The sequence below is a fragment of the Luteimonas sp. A611 genome, assembly GCF_054072715.1.
Genome location: NZ_JBSVRP010000001.1, coordinates 1,046,996 through 1,068,059 on the forward strand (window position 1 = coordinate 1,046,996; position 21,064 = coordinate 1,068,059).

Below are 21,064 nucleotides of genomic sequence, written 5' to 3' on the forward strand. Positions count from 1 at the left end.
GTCAGTCGCGCGACTGCAGCTTGGCCAGCAGTCGCAGGAACTCGATGTACAGCCACACCAGGGTGACTATCAGGCCAAACGCGCCGTACCACTCCATGTACTTGGGCGCGCCCTGCTCGACGCCGCTCTCGATGAAGTCGAAGTCCAGCACCAGGTTCATGGCCGCGATCACGATCACGAACAGGCTGAAGCCGATCCCGACGATGCCGTTCTCATGGATCATCGGGATGTCCTTGCCGAACATCCGCAGCGCGATCGTCGCCAGGTAGACCAGGGCGATGCCGCCGGTGGCCGCGACCACGCCCAGCTTGAAGTTCTCGGTGGCCCGGATCAGGCCGCTGCGGTAGGCGAACAGCAGGGCGAACAGCGTGCCGAAGGTCAGCATCACCGCCTGCATGACGATGCCTTCGTACAAGTGGTTGTACAGCGCCGAGATCGCGCCGAGGAAGAAACCCTCCAGCAGCGCATACAGCGGCGCGGTGACCGGCGACCACTCCTTCTTGAACGCGGTGACGATGGCGATCACAAACCCGCCGATCGCGCCGCCCCAGACATAGACGCCGAAGCCGGGCGCCGGCGTGCCGTCGGGCCCGAGCGCCTGGTTCCAGGCGAACGCGGCGGTCAGCACGGTCAACAGCAGCAGGAAACCGGTCTTGTTGACGGTGCCGTTGATGCTCATCGCATCGCCATCGCGCGAGACCACCGCGCCGCTGCCGAGGTCGAGGAAGGTCGATTCTTTCAGTACCGGGTTGCCGCTGCGCATGGAGGTCCTGTCCGCTGTATGGAGCCGGCGTTCAGGATACACGGCCCGCATGGGCGGCCGCTGTACGAAGCCGTGCCGCAGCCGGCGCGTTGACACTACGCGGCGCGCTGCGGAGAATGTCCGGCTCCGCCGGGCGTGCCCGGTGGGGATCGGTTCGACCGCCCGTCACCGGCCGGGGTATAGCGCAGTCTGGTAGCGCGCCTGCTTTGGGAGCAGGATGTCGGGGGTTCGAATCCCTCTACCCCGACCATCCGTCCCGTCCGGGACAGCTATCATGCGCACACGCGCCCGTAGCTCAACCGGATAGAGCACCGGCCTTCTAAGCCGGTGGTTGCAGGTTCGAGTCCTGCCGGGCGCGCCACACCGGGCAGGGGTCGGGTGCTGGTGGGGAAGCCGATCGAAGACATGCGTTGTGCGACCAGGACAGCGTTCGCGGTGTCCTGATCCGCATCGCGACGGGGAATCCGGGCCGTGCTCGGGTATCCTGTGCAGGTTCCAGTGGTGGCTGTAGCTCAGTTGGTTAGAGTCCTGGATTGTGATTCCAGATGTCGGGGGTTCGAGTCCCCTCAGCCACCCCATTTGTTTGACTGCGGCAGTTCTTTGCCGCACACGGCGCGCTTTTGCTACACTGCGCGCCCGCTTTCGGGCCGTTAGCTCAGTTGGTAGAGCAGTTGACTCTTAATCAATAGGTCCAAGGTTCGAATCCTTGACGGCCCACCATTCGACGGATCGCCCGGCTTCGGCCGGGCGTTTTCGTTTCTGGGCGGAGATGAAGCATTGCCCGGGCATTTGGCTGTCGGGCGCGGACGGATTGGCGCCGCGTGGCCTTAAGATGCGCCCAGCGCGAAAGTGGCGGAATTGGTAGACGCCCTGGATTTAGGTTCCAGTGCCGCAAGGCGTGGGGGTTCGAGTCCCCCCTTTCGCACCAGCCCTCCTCAGAACGGTCCGTCGCCACGTCGACTCGCGAGCGCTGGCGAGGGCAGGACCCGCAGTCGCAAAAAAGGCCTCCTCGCAATAGCCCGCTTCCCGTCCTGTGCCCGCAACATGTTCGTCCCCGCACGCGTCGGAACGCAGGGCGGAAATCTCCAAACCCACCGCTGTGCGCCAAGCTGAATAGAGTCGGCCCAGAACCGCCGCCGACCGCCCGGATTTCTCCCCACCGCCGCACCCCGCCGCCACGATTCACCAACACTCTGGCGGCCAACCCCCAATTCCGCCAAAATATCCCGTTCCGCCGGCCGTCGCCGGCCTGCTGCGGCAGGCCACGGCGCCTCCCGGCCCCCTATCCGATCCAAACAGCGGCGGCACTGGCCGCGCGGCAGGAGTGAGTCAATGCAAGTCTCGGTCGAAACCCTGGGCAGCCTCGAGCGCCGCCTCACGTTCCGCCTGCCGTCGGAACGGCTCGAGACCCAGGTGGGTGGGCGCCTGCGCGAGATCGCGCGCACCGCCAGGCTCAAGGGCTTCCGTCCGGGCAAGGTGCCCGCGAAGGTGATCCAGCAGCGCTACGGCGAGCAGGTCCGCGCCGAGATCCTCGACGGGCTGCTGCGCGAGGGCTTCGACGAGGCCGTGCGTGAGAACGAACTGCGCCTGGCCGGCCAGCCGAAGATCGAGCCCAGCCAGGACACCGCCGAGGGCGAGCTGGCATACGTGGCCACCTTCGAGGTGGTGCCGGACTTCGGCGACATCGACGTGTCGAAGCTGAGCGTCGTGCGCCACGCCGCGGACGTGACCGAGGAGGACATCGACCGCATGATCGATAACCTCCAGCAGCAGCGCCGCAGCTGGAGCGTGGTGACGCGCCCGGCACAGGCCGGCGACGCAGTCGAGCTCGAGACGTGGTCGCAGGTGGGTGATGAGCGCTTCCCGGCCGAGGGCGTCGAGCGCGGCACGACCGTGATCGGCTCCGGCGGCATGTTCAAGGACATCGAGGACGCACTGGCGGGCATGGCCGCCGGCGAAGAGAAGACGGTCGAGGTGAGCTTCCCGGCCGATTGGCGCGTGCCCGCGCTGGCTGGAAAGACCGCACAGGTGCACCTGAAGGCCGTGCAGGTTTCGGAGCAGCAGCTGCCCGAGGTCGATGCGACCTTCATCAAGAGCTTCGGCGTCAAGACCGGCGGGCTCGAGCAGTTCCGCGGCGATATCCGCACCAACCTGGAGCGCGAGCTCAAGGGCGCGCTGATGAACCGCCTGCGCCGCGAGGTCGGGGAGCAGCTGGTGGCAGCGTATTCGCAGGTCGAACTGCCGCCGCGGCTGGTCGAGACCGAGGCGCGTTCGATGCTGGCCCAGCAGGTCGAGCAGGTGCGCCGCAGCGGCCGTGACCCGGGTGCGGTTCCGAACGACGCCCATCAGGGCTTCACGGACGCGGCGCGCAAGCGCGTGCTGGTCGGTCTGCTGGTGGGTGAGGTCGCCCGCCGCAACCAGCTGCGCCTGGATCCCAAGCGGCTGAACGAGCACCTGCGCCTGATCGCCTCGACCTACGAGGAGCCGCAGCAGGTCATTGACTTGTACCGCAACGACCCCCAGTTGATGTCGGGACTGCAGAACCGCGTGATGGAAGAGCAGGTGATCGACTGGATTGCCGAGCGCGCCCAGCACACCGAGCAGCAACTCACGTTCCAGGAAGCCATCACGCCGTAAGCCGGGTCCACCCGGCCGGCGCAGCGTCAACCCCGGGCCGGCCCGTCCGCCAGCCCACGACCCGCAAGCGAGAATCGATCCATGAGCTACGAGACCAGGGCCCTCAACCTCGTTCCGATGGTGGTCGAACAGACCAGCCGCGGCGAGCGCGCCTACGACATCTACTCGCGGCTGCTGAAGGAGCGGGTGATCTTCCTGGTCGGCGGCATCGATGACCACGTGGCGAACGTGATCGTGGCGCAGATGCTGTTCCTCGAGGCCGAAAACCCCGAGAAGGACATCAGCCTCTACATCAATTCGCCCGGCGGCATCGTCACCGCCGGCATGGCGATCTACGACACCATGCAGTTCATCAAGCCCGACGTGAGCACCATCTGCGTGGGCCAGGCGGCCAGCATGGGCGCGCTTCTGCTCGCCTCGGGCGCGGCCGGCAAGCGCTACTCGCTGCCCAATTCGCGGGTGATGATCCACCAGCCGCTGGGCGGGTTCCAGGGCCAGGCGACGGACATCGACATCCATGCCCGCGAGATCCTGTCCCTGAAGCAGCGCCTGAACGAGATCCTGGCTCGACACACCGGCCAGTCGATCGAAACCATCGCCAGCGACACCGAACGTGACAACTTCAAGAGCGCCGAGGCGGCCCGGGAATACGGCATTGTCGACGAGGTCCTGGAGCGGCGTCCGGAAGAGTCGATCCAGCCCGCTTAAGTAATTGATTGAAAACGAAAACGGTGTTCCGGTGGCGCGATCTTTGCGCCCCCGGGCGCTGTGCTATTCTCAAACCGTGACCGCATCAGCAAGCCAGATCCATTCATGACTGAAGACCGCCAGGGCCGTTCCGGCGACAGCAACAAGATCCTCTATTGCTCGTTCTGCGGGAAGAGCCAGCATGAGGTCCGGAAGCTGATCGCCGGTCCCAGCGTGTACATCTGCGACGAATGCGTCGAGCTGTGCAACGACATCATCCGCGAGGAGCTCGAGGAGAAGGCCCAGTCGGCGCGCAGTTCGCTGCCCAAGCCGAAGGAGATCCTCGAGGTCCTGGACCAGTACGTGATCGGCCAGACCCGGGCCAAGCGCACGCTCGCGGTTGCGGTGTACAACCACTACAAGCGCATCGAGAGTCGCAGCAAGAACGACGAGGTCGAGTTGGCCAAGTCGAACATCCTGCTGGTCGGCCCGACCGGTTCGGGCAAGACCCTGCTGGCCGAGACCCTGGCGCGCCTGCTCAACGTGCCGTTCACGATTGCCGACGCCACCACGCTGACCGAAGCCGGCTACGTGGGCGAGGACGTCGAGAACATCATCCAGAAGCTGCTGCAGAAGTGCGACTACGACGTCGAGAAGGCGCAGCAGGGCATCGTCTACATCGACGAGATCGACAAGATCTCGCGCAAGTCCGAGAACCCGTCGATCACCCGCGACGTGTCCGGCGAAGGCGTGCAGCAGGCGCTGCTCAAGCTGATCGAGGGCACCACCGCAAGCGTGCCGCCGCAGGGCGGGCGCAAGCATCCGCAGCAGGAATTCCTGCAGGTGGAGACCAAGAACATCCTGTTCATCGTCGGCGGCGCGTTCGCGGGCCTGGACAAGATCATCCAGCAGCGCAGCACCGAGGCCGGCGGCATCGGTTTCGGCGCCAAGCTCAAGAGCTCCGAGCGCAAGACCGACACCGGCAAGGTGCTGGCGCACGTCGAGCCCGAGGACCTGATCAAGTTCGGCCTGATCCCCGAGTTCGTCGGCCGCCTGCCGGTGGTCGCCACGCTCGAGGAGCTCGACGAGCCGGCGCTGGTGAGGATCCTCACCGAGCCCAAGAACGCGATCAGCAAGCAGTTCAAGAAGCTGTTCGAGATGGAAGGCGTGGAGCTGGAGTTCCGTCCCGACGCGCTGAGCGCGATCGCCAAGAAGGCGATCAAGCGCAAGACCGGCGCGCGCGGTCTGCGCACCATCGTCGAATCGGTGCTGCTCGACACGATGTACGAGCTGCCTTCGCTGGAGAACGTCAGCAAGGTGGTGGTCGACGAGTCGGTGATCGAGCACAAGACCGAGCCCTACCTGATCTACCAGACCCCGCCGGCCGCACCGAAGGTCGCCTCGGCCGAGTAGCCGCGGTCGCGGCGCGAGCTGTCGCGGTCATCCCCGCGAGCGCGGGGATGACGGTCACGGAACGGCCTCGCGTTCGTGGCATGACGTCGCAGGAACAGTCCGCCGTTCACGGGATGACGGTCGCGTAACCGCCCCGCGTTGCGCCACGACCCAGCAACGACCCGCGTTCGCGGCAATGACGGTGTGCCGGCAAGGCAGGCAGCCGCTGCTCCGATGGGCGGACCACCGTCCGCCGTCCGGGATACTGCGTTCGCCCGCGGCGCTTGCATCGTTCCCCGCCGGGCCCCATAACCCAGCAGTGGGCGGCGTCGTGCCGCCCGGCTCCCGCCGCTCCGCTGTCCATGGAACCCGCAATGACCGATCGACCCCGCAGCGAATCGCTGGAACTGCCCGTCCTCCCCCTGCGCGACGTGGTGGTGTTCCCGCACATGGTGATCCCGCTGTTCGTCGGCCGGGACAAGTCCATCCGTGCGCTCGATATCGCGATGGAAGGCGACAAGCGCATCCTGCTGGTCGCGCAGAAATCGGCCGAGACGGACGATCCGGAAGGCGACGACCTGCACGGCATTGGCACGCTTGCCCAGGTGCTGCAGTTGCTCAAGCTGCCCGACGGCACGATCAAGGTGCTGGTCGAAGGCGTGTCGCGGGTCAGCGTGTCGCAGGTGCGTGAGGTCGACGGCACGCTCGCGGGCGTGGGCCATGTGATCGAGCTGGTGGAAAGCCGCGATGCGCGTGAGGTGGAAGCCATCGCGCGCTCGCTGGTCTCGCTGTTCGAGCAGTACGTCAAGACCAACCGCAAGCTGCCGCCGGAGCTGATGCAGACCCTGGCCGGCATCGACGAGCCGGGCCGCCTGGCCGACATCGTGGCCGCGCACCTGGGGGTGCGCCTGGGCGAGAAGCAGCGTCTGCTCGAAAGCGTGGACACCGCCGAACGGCTGGAGCTGCTGGTCGGCCTGGTCGACGGCGAGATCGACGTGCAGCAGATGGAGAAGCGCATCCGCGGCAGGGTCAAGTCGCAGATGGAGAAGTCGCAGCGCGAGTACTACCTCAACGAGCAGATGAAGGCGATCCAGAAGGAGTTGGGCGAGATCGACGAGGCGCCCAACGACATGGAGGAGATCGCCCGCAAGATCGCCCAGGCCGGCATGCCCAAGCCGGTCGAGACCAAGGCGAAGAACGAATTCAACAAGCTCAAGCAGATGTCGCCGATGTCGGCCGAAGCCGCCGTGGTCCGCAACTACCTGGACTGGCTGCTGGGCGTGCCGTGGAACAAGCGCAGCAAGGTGCGCAAGGACCTCAAGGCCGCGCAGGATACGCTCGACGCCGACCACTACGGCCTGGAGAAGGTCAAGGAGCGCATCCTTGAATACCTCGCGGTGCAGACGCGTGTGAAGCAGATGAAGGGCCCGATCCTGTGCCTGGTCGGGCCGCCCGGCGTGGGCAAGACCTCGCTTGGCCAGTCGATCGCCAAGGCGACCAACCGCAAGTTCGTGCGCATGGCGCTGGGCGGCGTGCGCGACGAGGCCGAAATCCGCGGCCATCGGCGCACCTACGTCGGCTCGATGCCGGGCCGCATCGTGCAGAACCTCAACAAGGCGGGCGCGAAGAACCCGCTGTTCGTGCTCGACGAGATCGACAAGATGTCGATGGACTTCCGTGGCGATCCGTCCTCGGCGCTGCTCGAGGTACTCGATCCCGAGCAGAACCACACCTTCAACGACCATTACCTCGAGGTCGACCTCGACCTGTCCGAAGTGATGTTCATCGCGACATCGAACTCGCTCAATATCCCTGGCCCGCTGCTCGACCGCATGGAGGTGATCCGCATCCCCGGCTACACCGAGGAGGAGAAGATCAGCATCGCCACGCGATACCTCGTGCCCAAGCAGATGAAGGGCAACGGCCTGAAGGACGAGGAGATCGCGATCGCGACCGATGCCATCCAGGACATCGTGCGCTACTACACGCGCGAGTCGGGCGTGCGCAACCTCGAGCGCGAGATCGCCAAGATCTGCCGCAAGGTGGTCAAGCAGATCGCGCTGGCCGGGCCGAAGAAGGGCAAGGTGAAGGCGGTCAAGATCGGTGCAGACAACCTCGACGCCTACCTGGGCGTGCGCCGTTTCGACTTCGGGCGCGCCGAACAGGACAACGAGATCGGCACGGTCACCGGCCTGGCATGGACGGAGGCAGGCGGCGATCTGCTGCAGATCGAAACGACCCTGGTGCCCGGCAAGGGCAACCTGATCCTGACCGGCCAGCTTGGCGACGTGATGAAGGAATCGGCCTCGGCCGCGCTGAGCGTGGTGCGCGCGCGCACCGAGCGCCTGGGGATCGACGTGGATTTCCTGCAGAAGCAGGACGTGCACGTGCACGTGCCCGACGGCGCCACGCCGAAGGATGGCCCCAGTGCCGGCATTGCCATGACGACCGCGCTGGTGTCGACACTGACCAAGGTGCCGGTGCGCGCCGACGTGGCGATGACCGGCGAGATCACGCTGCGCGGCAAGGTCACGGCCATCGGCGGGCTCAAGGAAAAGCTGCTCGCTGCGCTGCGCGGTGGCATTACCACGGTCATCATTCCCGAAGAGAATCGCAAGGACCTGGCGGACATTCCGGCCAACGTCACCGACCACATCGAGATCGTGCCGGTGAAGTGGATCGACGAGGTCCTCGACCTGGCGCTGGAGCGGCCGCTGGCGGTTGCACAGCCGGAGGCTGCGAAGGCGACTGCGCCTGCGCGCAGCGCGATCGTGCGTCGACGCAAGGAGAAGACGCCGGGAGCGGACGTCAAGCACTGAGGTCGATGGTGCAAACCGGGACCGCTTCGCATGCTTCACGCTGGCCTAACGATTGAATGCATGACCGGTTGATCCGCAAACCCACGTCGCGGCTGTCGTATTCGGCCGCGCCTCCGCGTAAAATGCCGCGGATTCCAGATTCCATCCTCATGGCCAGGCCGCGTCGCGGGAACCCCCGTCGACAAGGGGCCTGGTCCCCAGCAAGGCGGGCTGCGGTCCGCACACGGAGTGTCCAACATGCCAGTGAACAAGAGTGAATTGATCGACCAGGTCGCCGACAAGGCAGGGCTGTCCAAGGCCGATGCCGGGCGCGCGCTCGACGCGGTGCTTGAATCGGTGACCGCGGCGCTCAAGCGCGGCGACACGGTCAACCTGGTCGGCTTCGGTTCCTTCTCGGTCAAGGCCCGGGCCGCGCGTACCGGTCTGAACCCGCGCACCAAGGAGCCGATCGCAATCCCGGCGTCCAACAATCCTGCGTTCAAGGCTGGCAAAGCGCTGAAGGATGCCGTAAACTGAGCGGCTCCTGAGTTCCCCTGCACGGGTGCTTAGCTCAGCGGTAGAGCGTCTCCTTTACACGGAGAGGGTCGGGGGTTCGAAACCCTCAGCACCCACCAGGCAACGGGGCGCAAAACTGCGGGGAAAGTTTCAAGATCAAAGCGCGGAGCGGTAGTTCAGTTGGTTAGAATGCTGGCCTGTCACGCCGGAGGTCGCGGGTTCGAGTCCCGTCCGCTCCGCCATTTCGATACGAAGGACCCCGCAGCGATGCGGGGTCTTTTTTTTGGGTCTTCTCCTCTGCGAGGGAGTTGGCCGGGTTGCAAGCGAGTGGATCAGGCCTGCGGCCGGGGGTCGTCCCGGCCCGGGGGTTGCTCCCCGGCTCGGTCAGCCATCCATGGCTGACTCGCCGCCGCAGCGCATCCATGCGCTGCTTTCCGCAACCCCCGGCCCGGAACGACCATCGTCCAGTCACTGGCGTGGCTTCGAAAGCTGCAATAGAAGCATCGCCGCACCAGTAGCAGTGAGCCGTGCACTGGCGGCCGGGGATTGCGGCAAGCAAAACATGGATGTTTTGCGCGCGAGTCAGGGCAGGATGCCCTGACCGAGCGAAAAGCGATCCCCGGCCGACAGGGCGTGGCGTTCGTCGGAAGCCCGGAAAGGGGCTCTTCCTTACCGCATCCAACTTCCCTCGATCGCTTCCATGGGCCGCAAAAACCGTCCGAAGGCGCTTCGCCGCCCCTCGCGGCGGCAAGCGGGTAAACTGCGCGGCTACGTCCCGACTCCGCTTGCCCAATGCTGCAGACCCTCAGAGACAAGATGTCCGGCTGGTTCGCGATCGTCATCGTCGCGCTCCTGGCCATTCCGTTCGCCTTCTTCGGCATGGAGCAGTACCTGTTCCAGAGCGGCGCCAACTACGCCGCCAAGGTCGAGGTGCAGCCGTCGTGGTGGCGCAGTGCGCCCGACTGGTGGCTCGTGCGCCGGCTGGCGTGGGAGTCCGAGGAGATCAGCCCGGAAGAGTTCCGCGAAGCCTTCGAGTCCGAGCGCCAGCGCCGGCGCGAGGCCGGGGGTGAGGCCTTCGACGCGCGCGCGTTCGAATCCCCCGAGACCAAGCGCGAGCTGCTTGAGGCGCTGATCGACCGCAAGGTGCTCAAGCTGGCAGCGGTGCGTGACGGCATGGTGGTCGGCGATTCGCGCGTGCGCGAAGCCATCGACGCCATTCCCGCGTTTCAGGTGGATGGCCGCTTCGACGAGCAGCGCTACCTGTTGACCCTGCAGTCACAGGGCTATTCGCCGCGTGGCTTCCAGGAAATGGTGCGCGAGGACCTGCAGGCCGCGCTGCTGGCGGGGCAGGTTGCGCAGTCGGCGTTTACCACGTCGTCGGAGACCGGGCGGATCATGGCCCTGCTCGGTGAGCGTCGCGACGTGTCCTTCGTCGTGCTCCCGCCACCCGCGGCGGATACGGGAGCCGTGTCGGCTGTGGAGATCCAGGCCTGGTACGACGAGCACCGCAACGAGTACCGCGCACCCGAGCGGGTCACGCTCGAGTACGTCGAACTTGATTCGAACACGCTGCCGGCCGCGCCCGAGCCCGACGAGGCCACGCTGCGCCAACGCTACGAACAGGAGAAGGCACGCTTCGTCGAACCCGAACAGCGGCTGGTGTCGCACATCCTGGTTCCTGTGGAGCAGGGCGCGGACGACGCCGCGCAGCAGGCCGCCCAGACGCAGGCGCGGGAGCTCGCGCAGGCGGCGCGTGCGCCGGGCGCCGATTTCGCGGAACTGGCACGGGCCAATCCGGGTGATCCGGGTTCGGCCGCCAACGGTGGCGACCTGGGCTGGGTCCGCCAGGATGGCGGCATGGCCAAGCCGTTCGAGGATGCGGTGTTCGCCGCCGAGGCCGGCAGCGTCAGCGATCCGGTGCGCAGCCAGTTTGGCTGGCATGTGATCCAGCTGCGCGAGGTGCGGACCGGGCACCAGGTGCCGTTCGAGCAGGTGCGCGACACGCTGGCGCAGGAACAGGTGCTGGCTGACCGCGAACGTGCGTTCAACGACCTGGTCGGTGGCTTCGTCGACGAGGTCTACCGCAATCCCACCGAGCTGACCGCAGCGGCGAAGACGGCCGGCCTGCAGGTGCATACCGCAGGCCCGATCGCGCGCGGCGAGGGCGAAGGCGTGATCGCGGTGCCCGCCGTGCAGCGCGCGGCGTTCTCGGAAAGCCTGGTGCAGGACAACACCGCCAGCGATCCGATCGAAGTCGGCCCGGACCGCAGCGTGATCATCCGGGTGACCAAGCACGAGCCCGAACGCGCGCTGGGCGTGAACGAAGCGCGTGACCGTATCGTCGCCGCCATCCGCGCAGATCGCGCGGACAAGCGCGCCGAGGCTGACGCCGAGGCCATGGTGGCCAAGCTGCAGGCGGGCGAGACGCTGCAGGCGCTGGCGGACGCAGCATCGCTGCAGCTGCAGGAATTCACGGGCATGCCGCGCGGTACGCCGGTGCCTGACGAGGCGGCTGCTGAAGCCTATTTCCGCGTGACGGCTCCTGGGGAAGGCGAGGTTTCGGCCGGCCATGTCGCTCTGTCCGACGGCAGCAGGCTGGTGTTCACCGTGGGGAATGTGAAGCCGGGCGACGCTTCGGAGGCCAGCGACGTGGAGCGCGACATGTTCCGCCAGCAGATGGCCTCGTTGATCGGCGCGGAAGATGCCCAAACCCTGCAGCGCGCGCTGCGCCGGCAGATGAAGGTGACGGTGGTGGAGTCGCAGCTGTAGCAGGCAGCGGATTGCGCACCCATGAAAAAAGCCCGGCTTGTGCCGGGCTTTTTCGTTGTCGTGGAAGCTGCCGAGATACGCGCTATTCGGCTTCCAGGCCGGTCATGCCGACGATGTTGTAGCCGCCGTCGACGTAGGTGATTTCGCCGGTGATGCCCGGCGCGAGGTCCGAGCACCAGAAGGGTTCCAGCCCGAGATCACGGACGCTTACGCGAAGGCCGATCGAGGCCATGAGGAGTGTTCGTGTCAAGCGCCGCAGTAATCCACCACAGGTGATCGAACGTTGCCGCGATGAGTTTCCGGTTCGACTGATCTGGCGCTGCTTGCGGGTGTCGCCAGCGGCTACTACGACTGCTCGTACCTTCTGTGGCGAGCACGTGCAGCGTGGGAACTCGGGGGCAACTGGCCCTAGGCGGAGTCGCGCATGACCAGATGGCTTGGAATGAACTGGGCTGCCGGCCGGAGCTCCGGTCCTGGCTGATCTACCAGGATTTCGAATGCTGCGGTTGACAGTGCACTGAAGTCCTGCGCGATGGTCGTCAAAGAGGGGCAGGCGTAACGACTAAGTGGATGGTCGTCATGGCCGGCGATACGCAGATCACAATCTTCGCCGCGTCCAACCTTGAGCCTGCGTTTGTTTGCGGCGGACAACGCGCCAAATGCCAGACGATCGTTCGCGCAAAGCAGGGTCGTCGACGGCAGGCCCCGGCCACCCAGCGCTGTGTCGACTGCTTCGAATCCGGCCAGTTCGAAGTCCCAATCCTTCCGCTTGGTGTGAATGACATGGGCTTCGAATCCGGAAGCCTTGGCCGCGGCGAGATATGCCCTGCGCCGACCTGCGGCGTTCTCATTCACTGCGGGCATCTCCAGAAAGCAGGGAGGCTCGCCGGTCCGCACGAGGTACTCGACCATCAAGTGGATGCCGGTCTCGTTGTCGGTGCCGACGAAGGGAACATCGAGCTCGACACGATTGTCGAGCAGGACCACGGGAAGTTCACGCGCGAGGGTGGCGTAGACCCTGCGGTTGGATTGAGTTCCCAATGGGGCCACAACGGCGCCAGCCAGCTTCAACGAGAGCAACGTCCTGAGCGCGGCCTCTTCGCGTTCACGGTCGCCGTGCGAGCTGAGCACGATGGCCCAGTATCCCCTGGTTGCGCACAAGGTCTCCAGGTGGCGCACCACCTCGGCATAGAAGGGGTCGGTCAGGTGGGGCATCAGGATGCCTAGGGTTCGGGGATGCCGGCGGTTCTGGTTACTGGCGAAGATGTTGTGGTGGTACTCGTACTGCTTGATCGCCTCCTCGATCCTGGCCCGCGTCCGTGCGCGGACGCTGCTCGGATCGTTGAAGAACTTCGAAAGCGTGGGCCTGGAGATGCCGCTGGCCGCGGCCAGTTCCTCCATCGTTCTGATCTTCGACATTGGACCTGAAGTGCTCTTGGTTGAGGCCCGCGGACCGGCCCGGCCGGCTTCGGGCGAGGCCGCGCCGGCCGGCCTGGTGAGTGGGCGAGTGAGGGACGGCGGCGTCCGGAAGTCTATCGTCGACGGCCGTCATTATTGGCGACCGGTGTCCGAGCGCTGACAAGGGTATGGTTTTACTTTTACGCGTGTAAAGGTTTATGCTTCCGGGTGTTGCGTTCGGGGGCCTTTGGCGTATGTGGTCCGGCCACCCCCAGGGCAGGAGGAAAACACGTGCCGACAAGCCACACCACAACGCCCACCGCCGCGCCGCGACCGCGCTTGACACCGCCCAAGGTGCTGGTGATCGGCGAGATCCTGGTCGAGATAATGGCCGACCAGATCGGCGAGGGTTTCCTGGAGCTGCAGCGCTTCAGCGGCCCGTATCCCTCCGGCGCGCCGGCGATCTTCATCGACCAGGTGGCGCGCAACGGCGTGGCCTGCGCGATCGTGGGTGCAGTCGGCGACGACGATTTCGGGCGGGTGAACATCCAGCGCCTGCGCAGCAGCGGCGTCGATGTCTCGGCGGTCAAGGTGGTGCCCGTGCTCGCGACCGGCAGCGCCTTCGTGCGCTACCGCCCCAGCGGCGAGCGCGACTTCGTCTACAACATCGTCGGCTCCGCCTGCGCGGCGATCGCGAGTGGCGCTGCCCCCCGGCGCGCGATCGACAGCGCCACCCATCTCCACGTCATGGGTTCGTCGCTGTTCTCGGCCGGCGTGACGCAGCTGACGCTCGATGCCATCGCGCAGGTCAAGAGCAGGGGCGGCAGCGTCTCGTTCGATCCCAACGCCCGCAAGGAGATGCTGGCCATCCCCGGCATGCGCCAGGCTCTGGAGCAGGTGCTCGCCGCGACCGACCTGTTCATGCCCAGCGGCCAAGAGCTGACGCTGCTGACCACGCGGACCGACGAAGCCGGCGCGATCGCCGAGCTGCTCGAGCGCGGCGTGCAGGCGATCGTGGTCAAGCGCGGGGCCGAGGGCGCCTCCTACCACGACCGCTCTGGCGCCCTGGCCGTCGACCCGATCCCCGTCACGGAAGTCGACCCAACCGGTGCCGGCGACAGCTTCGGCGGCACGTTCGTGGCCAGCTGGCTTAGTGGCGCGAGCCCGGACGCCTGCCTGCGCCTGGCCAACGCCAGCGGCGCACGGGCGGTGATGACGCGCGGGCCGATGGAAGGCAACACGTCCAGAGCCGAGCTCGAGCGCTTCGTCGCGCAAATGGCCGCTGCACCCGCCCGCGCTCCGGTTTCCGCACCATGAGCATCGCCACGATGACGACGAATGCCGCCTCCGGATCCACCTGCGCGCGCGTGCGCGGCATCACCTCAGTGTGCTCGGCCCATCCGCTGGTCATCGAGGCGGCGCTGCGCCACGGGCTGGAAGAGTCGCGGCCGGTACTGATCGAGGCCACCTGCAACCAGGTCAACCACAGGGGCGGCTATACCGGCATGACTCCCGCCGACTTCAGACGCTTCGTGCTGGGGATCGCCGACCGGGTTGGCCTGGCCAACGACCGGATCCTCCTGGGCGGTGACCACCTGGGTCCCAATCCCTGGAAGTCGCTGCCGGCCGATGCGGCGATGGACGAGGCGTCCTCGATGGTCGAGGCCTACGTGCTGGCGGGGTTCACCAAGATCCACCTCGACACCAGCATGGGCTGCAGCGGCGAGCCTGTGGCCCTGGACAACGAGGTCACGGCTGCGCGCGCTGCCCAGCTAGCGCAGGTGGCCGAGCGTGCCGCGGCGCGCTCTGGCCATCCGCCGCCGATGTACGTGATCGGCACCGAGGTGCCGGTGCCCGGCGGCGCGCTGGAAGAGATCAGCGAGCTGGATGTGACCACGCCCGAGGCCGCACTCGAAACGCTGCGGGTACACCGTCAGGCGTTCGACGCGCTGGGTCTTGGAGAGGCGTTCGGGCGCGTGATCGCGGCAGTGGTGCAGCCCGGCGTCGAATTCGGAAACGCCAACGTCGTGTTCTACGACCGCGCGAAGGCGCACGCCCTGAGCGCCGCGCTGGAGCAGGCCGACGGCCTGGTGTTCGAAGCGCATTCCACCGACTACCAGCCCGTGACCGCTCTGACGGACCTGGTCGAGGACGGCTTTGCCATCCTGAAAGTGGGCCCGGGCCTGACCTTCGCTTTGCGCGAGGCGCTGTACGGGCTCGACTGCATCGCCGAGCTGCTGGCGCCGGAGGTGGACGAGGACGCGAACGGCCTGCGTCCGGCCATGGAAGCGCTGATGACGTCCGAGCCGGGCTACTGGAAGGACTACTATCACGGCAGCGCGAACCAGCTGCTGGTCCAGCGCCATTTCAGCTACAGCGATCGCATCCGCTACTACTGGAGCCACCCGCGCGCGGTGGCCGCCGTCGACCGGCTGTTCGCACGGCTCGAGGGCGTGGATATCCCCGAGACGCTGGTCAGCCAGTTCCTGGCGCCGCTGTATCCGCTGGTGTCGGCGGGCAGGGTGGCCGCGCGCGCGCGCGAGCTGTGCATCGCCGCCGTGCGGCATGCGCTGGCACCCTATTCGGAAGCGACGCGGGGCGGCAGCGCGCCGACCGTTCCGGTTCCGCCGGCATTCGACCCATGAAGCACCCGTACGGCCGGTGTGGCCATTCCATCCTCGAGGACTGATATGAAACTTGACGGGAAAGTCGCGATAGTGACCGGCGGCGGACAGGGCATCGGCGCCGAGATGGCGCGCGCGCTCGCCGCGGAGGGTGCGCGTGTGGCGGTCGCAGACATCGCCCTGGACCATGCCGAATCGGTTGCCGTGGCGTTGGGCGACAAGGGGCTGGGGGTGCGGGTCGACGTGCGCGACCGTGCTTCGGTCGATGCAATGGTGCAGCAGGTGGTCGCGGCCTTCGGCCGGCTGGACATCCTGATCAACAACGCCGCCGTATTCGAGCTGGCGCCGATCCTGGAGATCACCGAGCACGGCTTCGATCGCCAGTTCTCAATCAACGTCAAGGGCACGCTGCTGTGCATCCAGGCCGCCGCGCGGCAGATGATCGAGCAAGGGCAGGGCGGCAAGATCATCAACATGGCGTCGCAGGCCGGCCGCCGGGGCGAGGCTCTGGTCGGCGTCTACTGCGCGTCCAAGGCGGCGGTGATCAGCCTGACCCAGTCGGCCGCGCTGGGCCTGATCGAGCACGGCATCAACGTCAACGGCATCGCCCCCGGCGTGGTGGACACCCCGATGTGGGATGAAGTCGATGCCGGCTTCGCCAGGTACGAAGGCCTGCAGCCTGGCGAGAAGAAGCGCCAGGTCGGCCTGGCCGTTCCGGCCGGACGCATGGGCGTGCCGGCGGACTACCGCGGCATCGCGGTGTTCCTGGCATCCAGCGACTCGGACTACATCGTCGCGCAGACCTTCAACGTCGACGGCGGCAACTGGATGAGCTGAAGCCGGACCGCTCCGTCGCGCCGCCGGCGCGGCTGGACGATCCGCCAGGACCAGGAGGTGCATCGATGAAGTTCAAGCGTCCACGGGCCACCCGCCCCGACACGGGATCGGGTGATGTCACCGAAATTGCATAACGCAAGGCCAATCTCGGCAGGCCCCGGCGTCCCGCCTTCCGCAGGTGCGGGAGCGGACGCGCCTGAAGCGCCACCTCCTCCCGTCATGCCCATGGACATCAATCGCAACCACATCGCAGCCTGGGTCGCCGAGAAGATCCTTCCGCACGAGGCCGAGGTGCGCCACTGGCTGCTGCGCCACTGGCGTACGACCGTGGACGTCGATGATGTGGTGCAGGAGGCCTACTGCAGGATCTCGGAGCTGGACTCGGTCGACCACATCCGCAACGGCAGGTCCTACTTCTTCACCACCGCCAGGACCATTGCGATCGACACCATCCGGTCGGCCCGGCATCGCAATTCCGTTTCGCTGACGGAAGACGAGTGGTCGTGCGTCCTAGATGAGGCCCCCTCACCGGAGCGGGTGGCCGAGGCCGGCCAGACGCTGGAGCAGGCCACGGCGGTGCTGTCGAGCCTGTCGGTGACCTGTCGCCAGGTGATCGAGTTGCGCCGGATCCGCGGCCTGTCGCAGGCGGAGACGGCACGCAGGCTGGGCGTGAGCGAAAATGTGGTCGAGAATCACATCGTGCGCGGCATCCGGCGGCTGCTGCACGCGATGACGGCCGAGGACGCATGCGGGTCAAGTCGAGGTAAACGGAATTGGAGCACCCGCGATCGAGCGACCGCTCAGAAAAGGCAGCGAGGTGGGCGGCCCGCCTGAGCCTCGGTGAGCTCACGCCTGCGCGCCAGGCCGAGCTGGACGCGTGGCTGCAGGCCGATCGCCGCCATCGCGGTGCGCTGCTGCGCGCGCAGGCGGCCCTGCATGCGCTCGAAGCCGCGGCCCGCGAGGGCGTCCACGCGCAGTCGTCCTACGATGACACCGGATCTCGCTAGGCCCGGAATCCCGACTGATCCGGGTCGGCAAGAACAAGGCCAGCACCGTTCCCCTGCCGCGGGCCCATCGCCGGAGAATGAAGAGCCACATGGCCTGAAGGAAATCGCCGGCTGCGTCGTCCTCATCAGGGAACGCCATCCCTACAGGAATTACGCAGTGCGTCCCACGACTTCCCGTTTGGCCATCTCCATCGCCGCCGCCATGGTCGCGATCTCCTCTTCCGCCAGCCTGCATGCGCAGGACCAAGCCCTGAGTTCCAGCACGGAGCCGGCAGCGGCCGACTCCGCTGCGACCGGCGAAGACGTCTCGACGCTCGCCAACGTGGTTGTGACCGGATCGCGCATCGCACGTCCGGAACTCGACAGCCCGATGCCGGTCAGCGTGATCACCATGGAGGACATGGAGCGCATCGGCATCGTGTCCGCAGAAGACGCGTTGCGCCTGGAGCCGGCGATCGGTTCCGGGATCGGCCGCTACAACGCGCAGGGCGAGGGTTTCGACGGCGGCATGGCGGCGATCTCCCTGCGCAACATGGGCACCAACCGCAGCCTGACGCTCGTGGACGGGCGCAGGCGCGTGAGCGGGTCGGCCCGCAGCTCGGCGGTGGACGTGAACATGATCCCGTCGGGCATGATCGAGCGGATCGAGGTCGTGACCGGCGGCGCCGCTGCGATCTACGGCGCGGACGCCGTGACCGGCGCCGTCAACGTCATCACCAAGAGCGACCTCGAAGGCTTCCAGGCCAACGTGCGCTACGGCATCTCCGACCGGGGCGATGCGCAGACCAGGACGGTGTCGGCCTCGTACGGCACCCCCTTCGCGGACGGCCGCGGCCACTTCAGCGTCGGCGGGACGTTCCTCGACAGCGAGGGCTTGCGCACCAACGACCGTCCGCGCACCCACCGCGGCCGGCTGCTGTACGGCGTCAACCCGGAGAACACCGCGATCGGCGACGGCATCCCCGACCGCATCGTCCACTACGACTTCGGCGAGTTCTACTACAACGACTACCCGACTTTCCTGCTGAACAACCTCAACTACGGCTACACCGGCGGTGGCGTGCGGGAGCTGTACATCCACACGCCGCTCAATGCCCGTGGCGAGTTCTACGGCGGCGACGGCGCGTTCCAGAGCGATATCCAGCCGCTGACCCAGGGCAACCAGCTGCGCGCGCCGATCCGCCAGTCGGCGGTGATCGCGCGCCTCGATTACGACATCAGCGACTCGGTCCGCTACACCGCGCGCCTGGACGTGGGCAAGACCCGGTATGAGGGCACCAAGAGCTTCTACCGCGAAGACAGCCGTAACAGCTGGCTCAACGGCGCCGGCAGTGCCTGGGCGTACCTGGACAATCCTTACCTGCCCGGGCCCGTGCGCGATTTCATGAGCGACAACAGCCTGGAGCGGCTGCGGATCTCCCGCGCCTACCGCGGCTTCGGCCTGTTCGAGGACATCCACGACCGCGAGCTGTGGTCCATCGACAACACCTTCGCCGGCAGCTTCGACAACGGCTTCCAGTGGGAGGCGTTCGCGCAGTACGGACGCAACACCGGCGAGGTCTCCAACCCCAACACGGTGCGCGTGTCGCACTGGCTGGCCGCGCGCGACGCGGTGATCGATCCGGCGACCGGCATGGCCGCGTGCCGCGACGTCGAAATGCGTGCGCGTGGCTGCGTGCCGTTCAACATCTTCGACAGTCACGTTCCCACGCCAGAGGAGGCGGCCTGGATCTTCGGCAACCGCCAGGAGAAGCGCACCAACAGCCAGCACGTGTTCGGCGCCAGCCTCACCGGCACCGCGTTCTCGCTGCCGGCGGGCGACGCCAGCTTCGCCGTGGGCGTGGAGCACAGGGGCGAATCGCTCAACACGCAGGAAGACCCGCTGGCGAAATCCGGCGAGCTGGCGCACAGCGCCAGCGTGGCCGCGCACGCCGAGATTTCCGAATCGATGCGGGTCAGCGAGGCCTACGGTGAGCTGGTGGTGCCGCTGCTGGCCGACCTGCCGTTCGCCGAGCGCCTGGAGATCGAGGGCGCCTACCGCTATTCGCATTACGACAGTTTCGGCGGCACCAAGGCCTGGAAGTTCGGCAGCACCTGGTCGCCGATCCGCGGCATCACGCTGCGCGGAGTGCGGTCCCACAGCGTGCGCGCGCCCAACTTCGGCGAGCTGTACGAGCCGATCAATGTCAGCATGAGCAACCTTGCCGACCCCTGCGAGGACATCTACACCTACGAGACCCCCAACCGGCTGGCGAACTGCCAGGCCATGGGGATCGCTATGCCGCCAGCCAACAGCGTAGCCGTGTCCGAAGTCACCTCGGGCGGCAACCCGGACCTGCAGCCGGAAACCTCCGACAGCATCACCTACGGTGTGATCCTGCAGCCGAGCTTCGTCCCCGGCCTCGACGTCACCGTGGACTACTGGGACATCGACATCAAGGACGTGGTGACCCAGATGAGCGCGAACAACCTGCTCAACTTCTGCGTCGACATGCCCACGCTCGACAACCCGTTCTGCCGCCAGATCGTGCGTGACACGGATCCGGCGCGCACGGTCCTGCAGGTCTCGACGCAGCAGATGAACGCGGCGCGCTTCCTGGCCCGCGGCGTGGACTACGGCATCAACTACCGCGTGCCGGTGGGCCCGGGCTATCTGCGGATGAGCCTCAAGGCGACGCGCCTGATCCAAAAGCAGCAACAGGGCGTTCCGGGCATCGAGGCCAGCACGTCCTACCAGGAAGGCGGCCGCGCCGATCCGATCTGGCGGGGCACGCTGATGACCAGCTACTCGGTGGGCGATTTCGACGTGACGCTGCACAACCGCTACAACGGGAGCGCGATCTACGATCGCAACCGGGCCTCGGAGGAGAGCTTCGACATTGACGAGATCCCGGCGGTGCGCTACATGGATCTTTCCGCGGGCTGGCACTTCAACGACAACCTCCGCGTCACCGCGGGCATCACCAACCTCACCGACAAGGATCCGCCCTTCCTGCCGTCGATCTACATGGGCGAGTCGGGCAGGTACGACATCGTCGGCCGCGCCTACTTCGTCAGTCTGAACGCGCGCTTCTGAGTTTGCTCGTCTGGCGCCCGCCGGCTCGTTGTGGTCGGCGGGCGCCCTCTTATTGGTTCTCTGTCATTAGGTCGACCGCTGCCGCATCGGGTTGCCCCCCGGCGTGGCGGATCGAGGCCGTCCCGGGCCGGGGGTTGCTCCCCGGCTCGGTCAGTCCGCGTCCCTGCCCGGCCTGGCGCAGCGCGCCGGGCGTTCACGCGCCTACGCGTCAGTGCCGCGCATGCCATGCGCTCACCCATGGCTGACTCGCCGCTGCGCATCGATGCGCTGCTATCGGCAACCCCGGCCGACAGGGCACGGCGTCCGCTTTCGAAGTACGGGTCGACCGTCGCCACGTGGCAACCCATGCGCTCTAGCGAACACAGGGGAGTTCTTGGCACGGATCCCTCGGTCCGGCGGCCGGAGAATCTGCACTGCTCCTTGCCGTGCCGCGCAAATTCCGGCAGCCATTTCAATTTTGATACATTTGCCCAGGCGGTATGCGTTCGCTCAGTCGGCTGCTATAGTGAATTTCCGACAGACGACAGGCAGCCGCGGGTGGCACCGAATCCAGCTCCTTC

The 21,064-nt window shown here is 66.7% G+C and carries 15 protein-coding genes and 7 tRNA genes; 19 read left to right on the forward strand and 3 right to left on the reverse strand.

Going from position 1 to position 21,064, the window contains the following annotated elements; genetic code table 11:
* Position 1 precedes the first annotated feature (1 nt).
* On the reverse strand, positions 2–763 hold the full coding sequence (locus tag ACW5EG_RS04705) for a Bax inhibitor-1/YccA family protein (RefSeq protein WP_457020957.1): 762 nt from the start codon (positions 761–763) through the stop codon (positions 2–4).
* Positions 764–936: 173 nt separating this feature from the next.
* On the opposite strand from ACW5EG_RS04705, the gene ACW5EG_RS04710 reads away from it, so the two are divergent.
* From ACW5EG_RS04710 to ACW5EG_RS04770, 13 genes are all read left to right on the forward strand, one after another.
* Positions 937–1,013 (forward strand) — tRNA-Pro (locus ACW5EG_RS04710).
* A gap of 34 nt (positions 1,014–1,047) precedes the next feature.
* Positions 1,048–1,124 (forward strand) — tRNA-Arg (locus ACW5EG_RS04715).
* 140 nt (positions 1,125–1,264) lie between these two features.
* Positions 1,265–1,341 (forward strand) — tRNA-His (locus ACW5EG_RS04720).
* A 66-nt stretch (positions 1,342–1,407) separates the two neighbouring features.
* Positions 1,408–1,483, forward strand: a tRNA-Lys gene (locus tag ACW5EG_RS04725).
* A gap of 123 nt (positions 1,484–1,606) precedes the next feature.
* Positions 1,607–1,691 (forward strand) — tRNA-Leu (locus ACW5EG_RS04730).
* A gap of 404 nt (positions 1,692–2,095) precedes the next feature.
* A complete protein-coding gene (gene tig / locus ACW5EG_RS04735; protein ID WP_457017596.1) occupies positions 2,096–3,400 on the forward strand; it encodes a trigger factor in 1,305 nt (434 codons plus the stop codon).
* Positions 3,401–3,481: 81 nt separating this feature from the next.
* Positions 3,482–4,108, forward strand: coding sequence for an ATP-dependent Clp endopeptidase proteolytic subunit ClpP (gene clpP / locus ACW5EG_RS04740; RefSeq protein WP_457017597.1), 627 nt, complete (start codon positions 3,482–3,484; stop codon positions 4,106–4,108).
* 105 nt (positions 4,109–4,213) lie between these two features.
* Positions 4,214–5,500, forward strand: a complete 1,287-nt coding sequence (gene clpX / locus ACW5EG_RS04745) for an ATP-dependent Clp protease ATP-binding subunit ClpX (RefSeq protein ID WP_457017598.1) — start codon at positions 4,214–4,216, stop codon at positions 5,498–5,500.
* 353 nt (positions 5,501–5,853) lie between these two features.
* On the forward strand, positions 5,854–8,298 hold the full coding sequence (lon, locus tag ACW5EG_RS04750; RefSeq protein ID WP_457020958.1) for an endopeptidase La: 2,445 nt from the start codon (positions 5,854–5,856) through the stop codon (positions 8,296–8,298).
* A 228-nt stretch (positions 8,299–8,526) separates the two neighbouring features.
* Positions 8,527–8,814 (forward strand): HU family DNA-binding protein, encoded by a 288-nt coding sequence (locus ACW5EG_RS04755; protein WP_457017600.1) that lies wholly within the window; start codon positions 8,527–8,529, stop codon positions 8,812–8,814.
* A gap of 23 nt (positions 8,815–8,837) precedes the next feature.
* Positions 8,838–8,912, forward strand: a tRNA-Val gene (locus tag ACW5EG_RS04760).
* 46 nt (positions 8,913–8,958) lie between these two features.
* A tRNA-Asp gene (locus tag ACW5EG_RS04765) sits at positions 8,959–9,035 on the forward strand.
* A gap of 550 nt (positions 9,036–9,585) precedes the next feature.
* On the forward strand, positions 9,586–11,562 hold the full coding sequence (locus tag ACW5EG_RS04770; protein ID WP_457020959.1) for a SurA N-terminal domain-containing protein: 1,977 nt from the start codon (positions 9,586–9,588) through the stop codon (positions 11,560–11,562).
* Positions 11,563–11,644: 82 nt separating this feature from the next.
* Here the strand turns inward: ACW5EG_RS04770 and ACW5EG_RS04775 are convergent, their stop codons facing one another.
* Positions 11,645–11,794, reverse strand: coding sequence for a hypothetical protein (locus ACW5EG_RS04775; protein WP_457020960.1), 150 nt, complete (start codon positions 11,792–11,794; stop codon positions 11,645–11,647).
* Positions 11,795–11,970: 176 nt separating this feature from the next.
* A complete protein-coding gene (locus ACW5EG_RS04780; RefSeq protein ID WP_457020961.1) occupies positions 11,971–12,981 on the reverse strand; it encodes a LacI family DNA-binding transcriptional regulator in 1,011 nt (336 codons plus the stop codon).
* Between the two features lie 270 nt (positions 12,982–13,251).
* Here ACW5EG_RS04780 and ACW5EG_RS04785 point away from each other — a divergent pair, with 270 nt between their 5' ends.
* From ACW5EG_RS04785 to ACW5EG_RS04810, 6 genes are all read left to right on the forward strand, one after another.
* Positions 13,252–14,277 carry a sugar kinase gene (locus ACW5EG_RS04785; protein WP_457017604.1) on the forward strand — a complete coding sequence of 342 codons (1,026 nt, stop codon included), beginning with the start codon at positions 13,252–13,254 and terminating at the stop codon, positions 14,275–14,277.
* Between the two features lie 11 nt (positions 14,278–14,288).
* Positions 14,289–15,605, forward strand: a complete 1,317-nt coding sequence (locus ACW5EG_RS04790; RefSeq protein WP_457017605.1) for a D-tagatose-bisphosphate aldolase, class II, non-catalytic subunit — start codon at positions 14,289–14,291, stop codon at positions 15,603–15,605.
* A gap of 45 nt (positions 15,606–15,650) precedes the next feature.
* Complete coding sequence (locus ACW5EG_RS04795) at positions 15,651–16,421, forward strand: L-iditol 2-dehydrogenase (protein WP_457017606.1); 771 nt, start codon at positions 15,651–15,653, stop codon at positions 16,419–16,421.
* Positions 16,422–16,646: 225 nt separating this feature from the next.
* Positions 16,647–17,255 (forward strand): RNA polymerase sigma factor, encoded by a 609-nt coding sequence (locus tag ACW5EG_RS04800; RefSeq protein WP_457017607.1) that lies wholly within the window; start codon positions 16,647–16,649, stop codon positions 17,253–17,255.
* On the forward strand, positions 17,195–17,428 hold the full coding sequence (locus ACW5EG_RS04805) for a FecR/PupR family sigma factor regulator (RefSeq protein ID WP_457017608.1): 234 nt from the start codon (positions 17,195–17,197) through the stop codon (positions 17,426–17,428). The genes ACW5EG_RS04800 and ACW5EG_RS04805 overlap by 61 nt, the downstream gene beginning before the upstream one ends.
* 178 nt (positions 17,429–17,606) lie before the next feature.
* A complete protein-coding gene (locus ACW5EG_RS04810; RefSeq protein WP_457020962.1) occupies positions 17,607–20,504 on the forward strand; it encodes a TonB-dependent receptor in 2,898 nt (965 codons plus the stop codon).
* Positions 20,505–21,064: the final 560 nt, after the last annotated feature.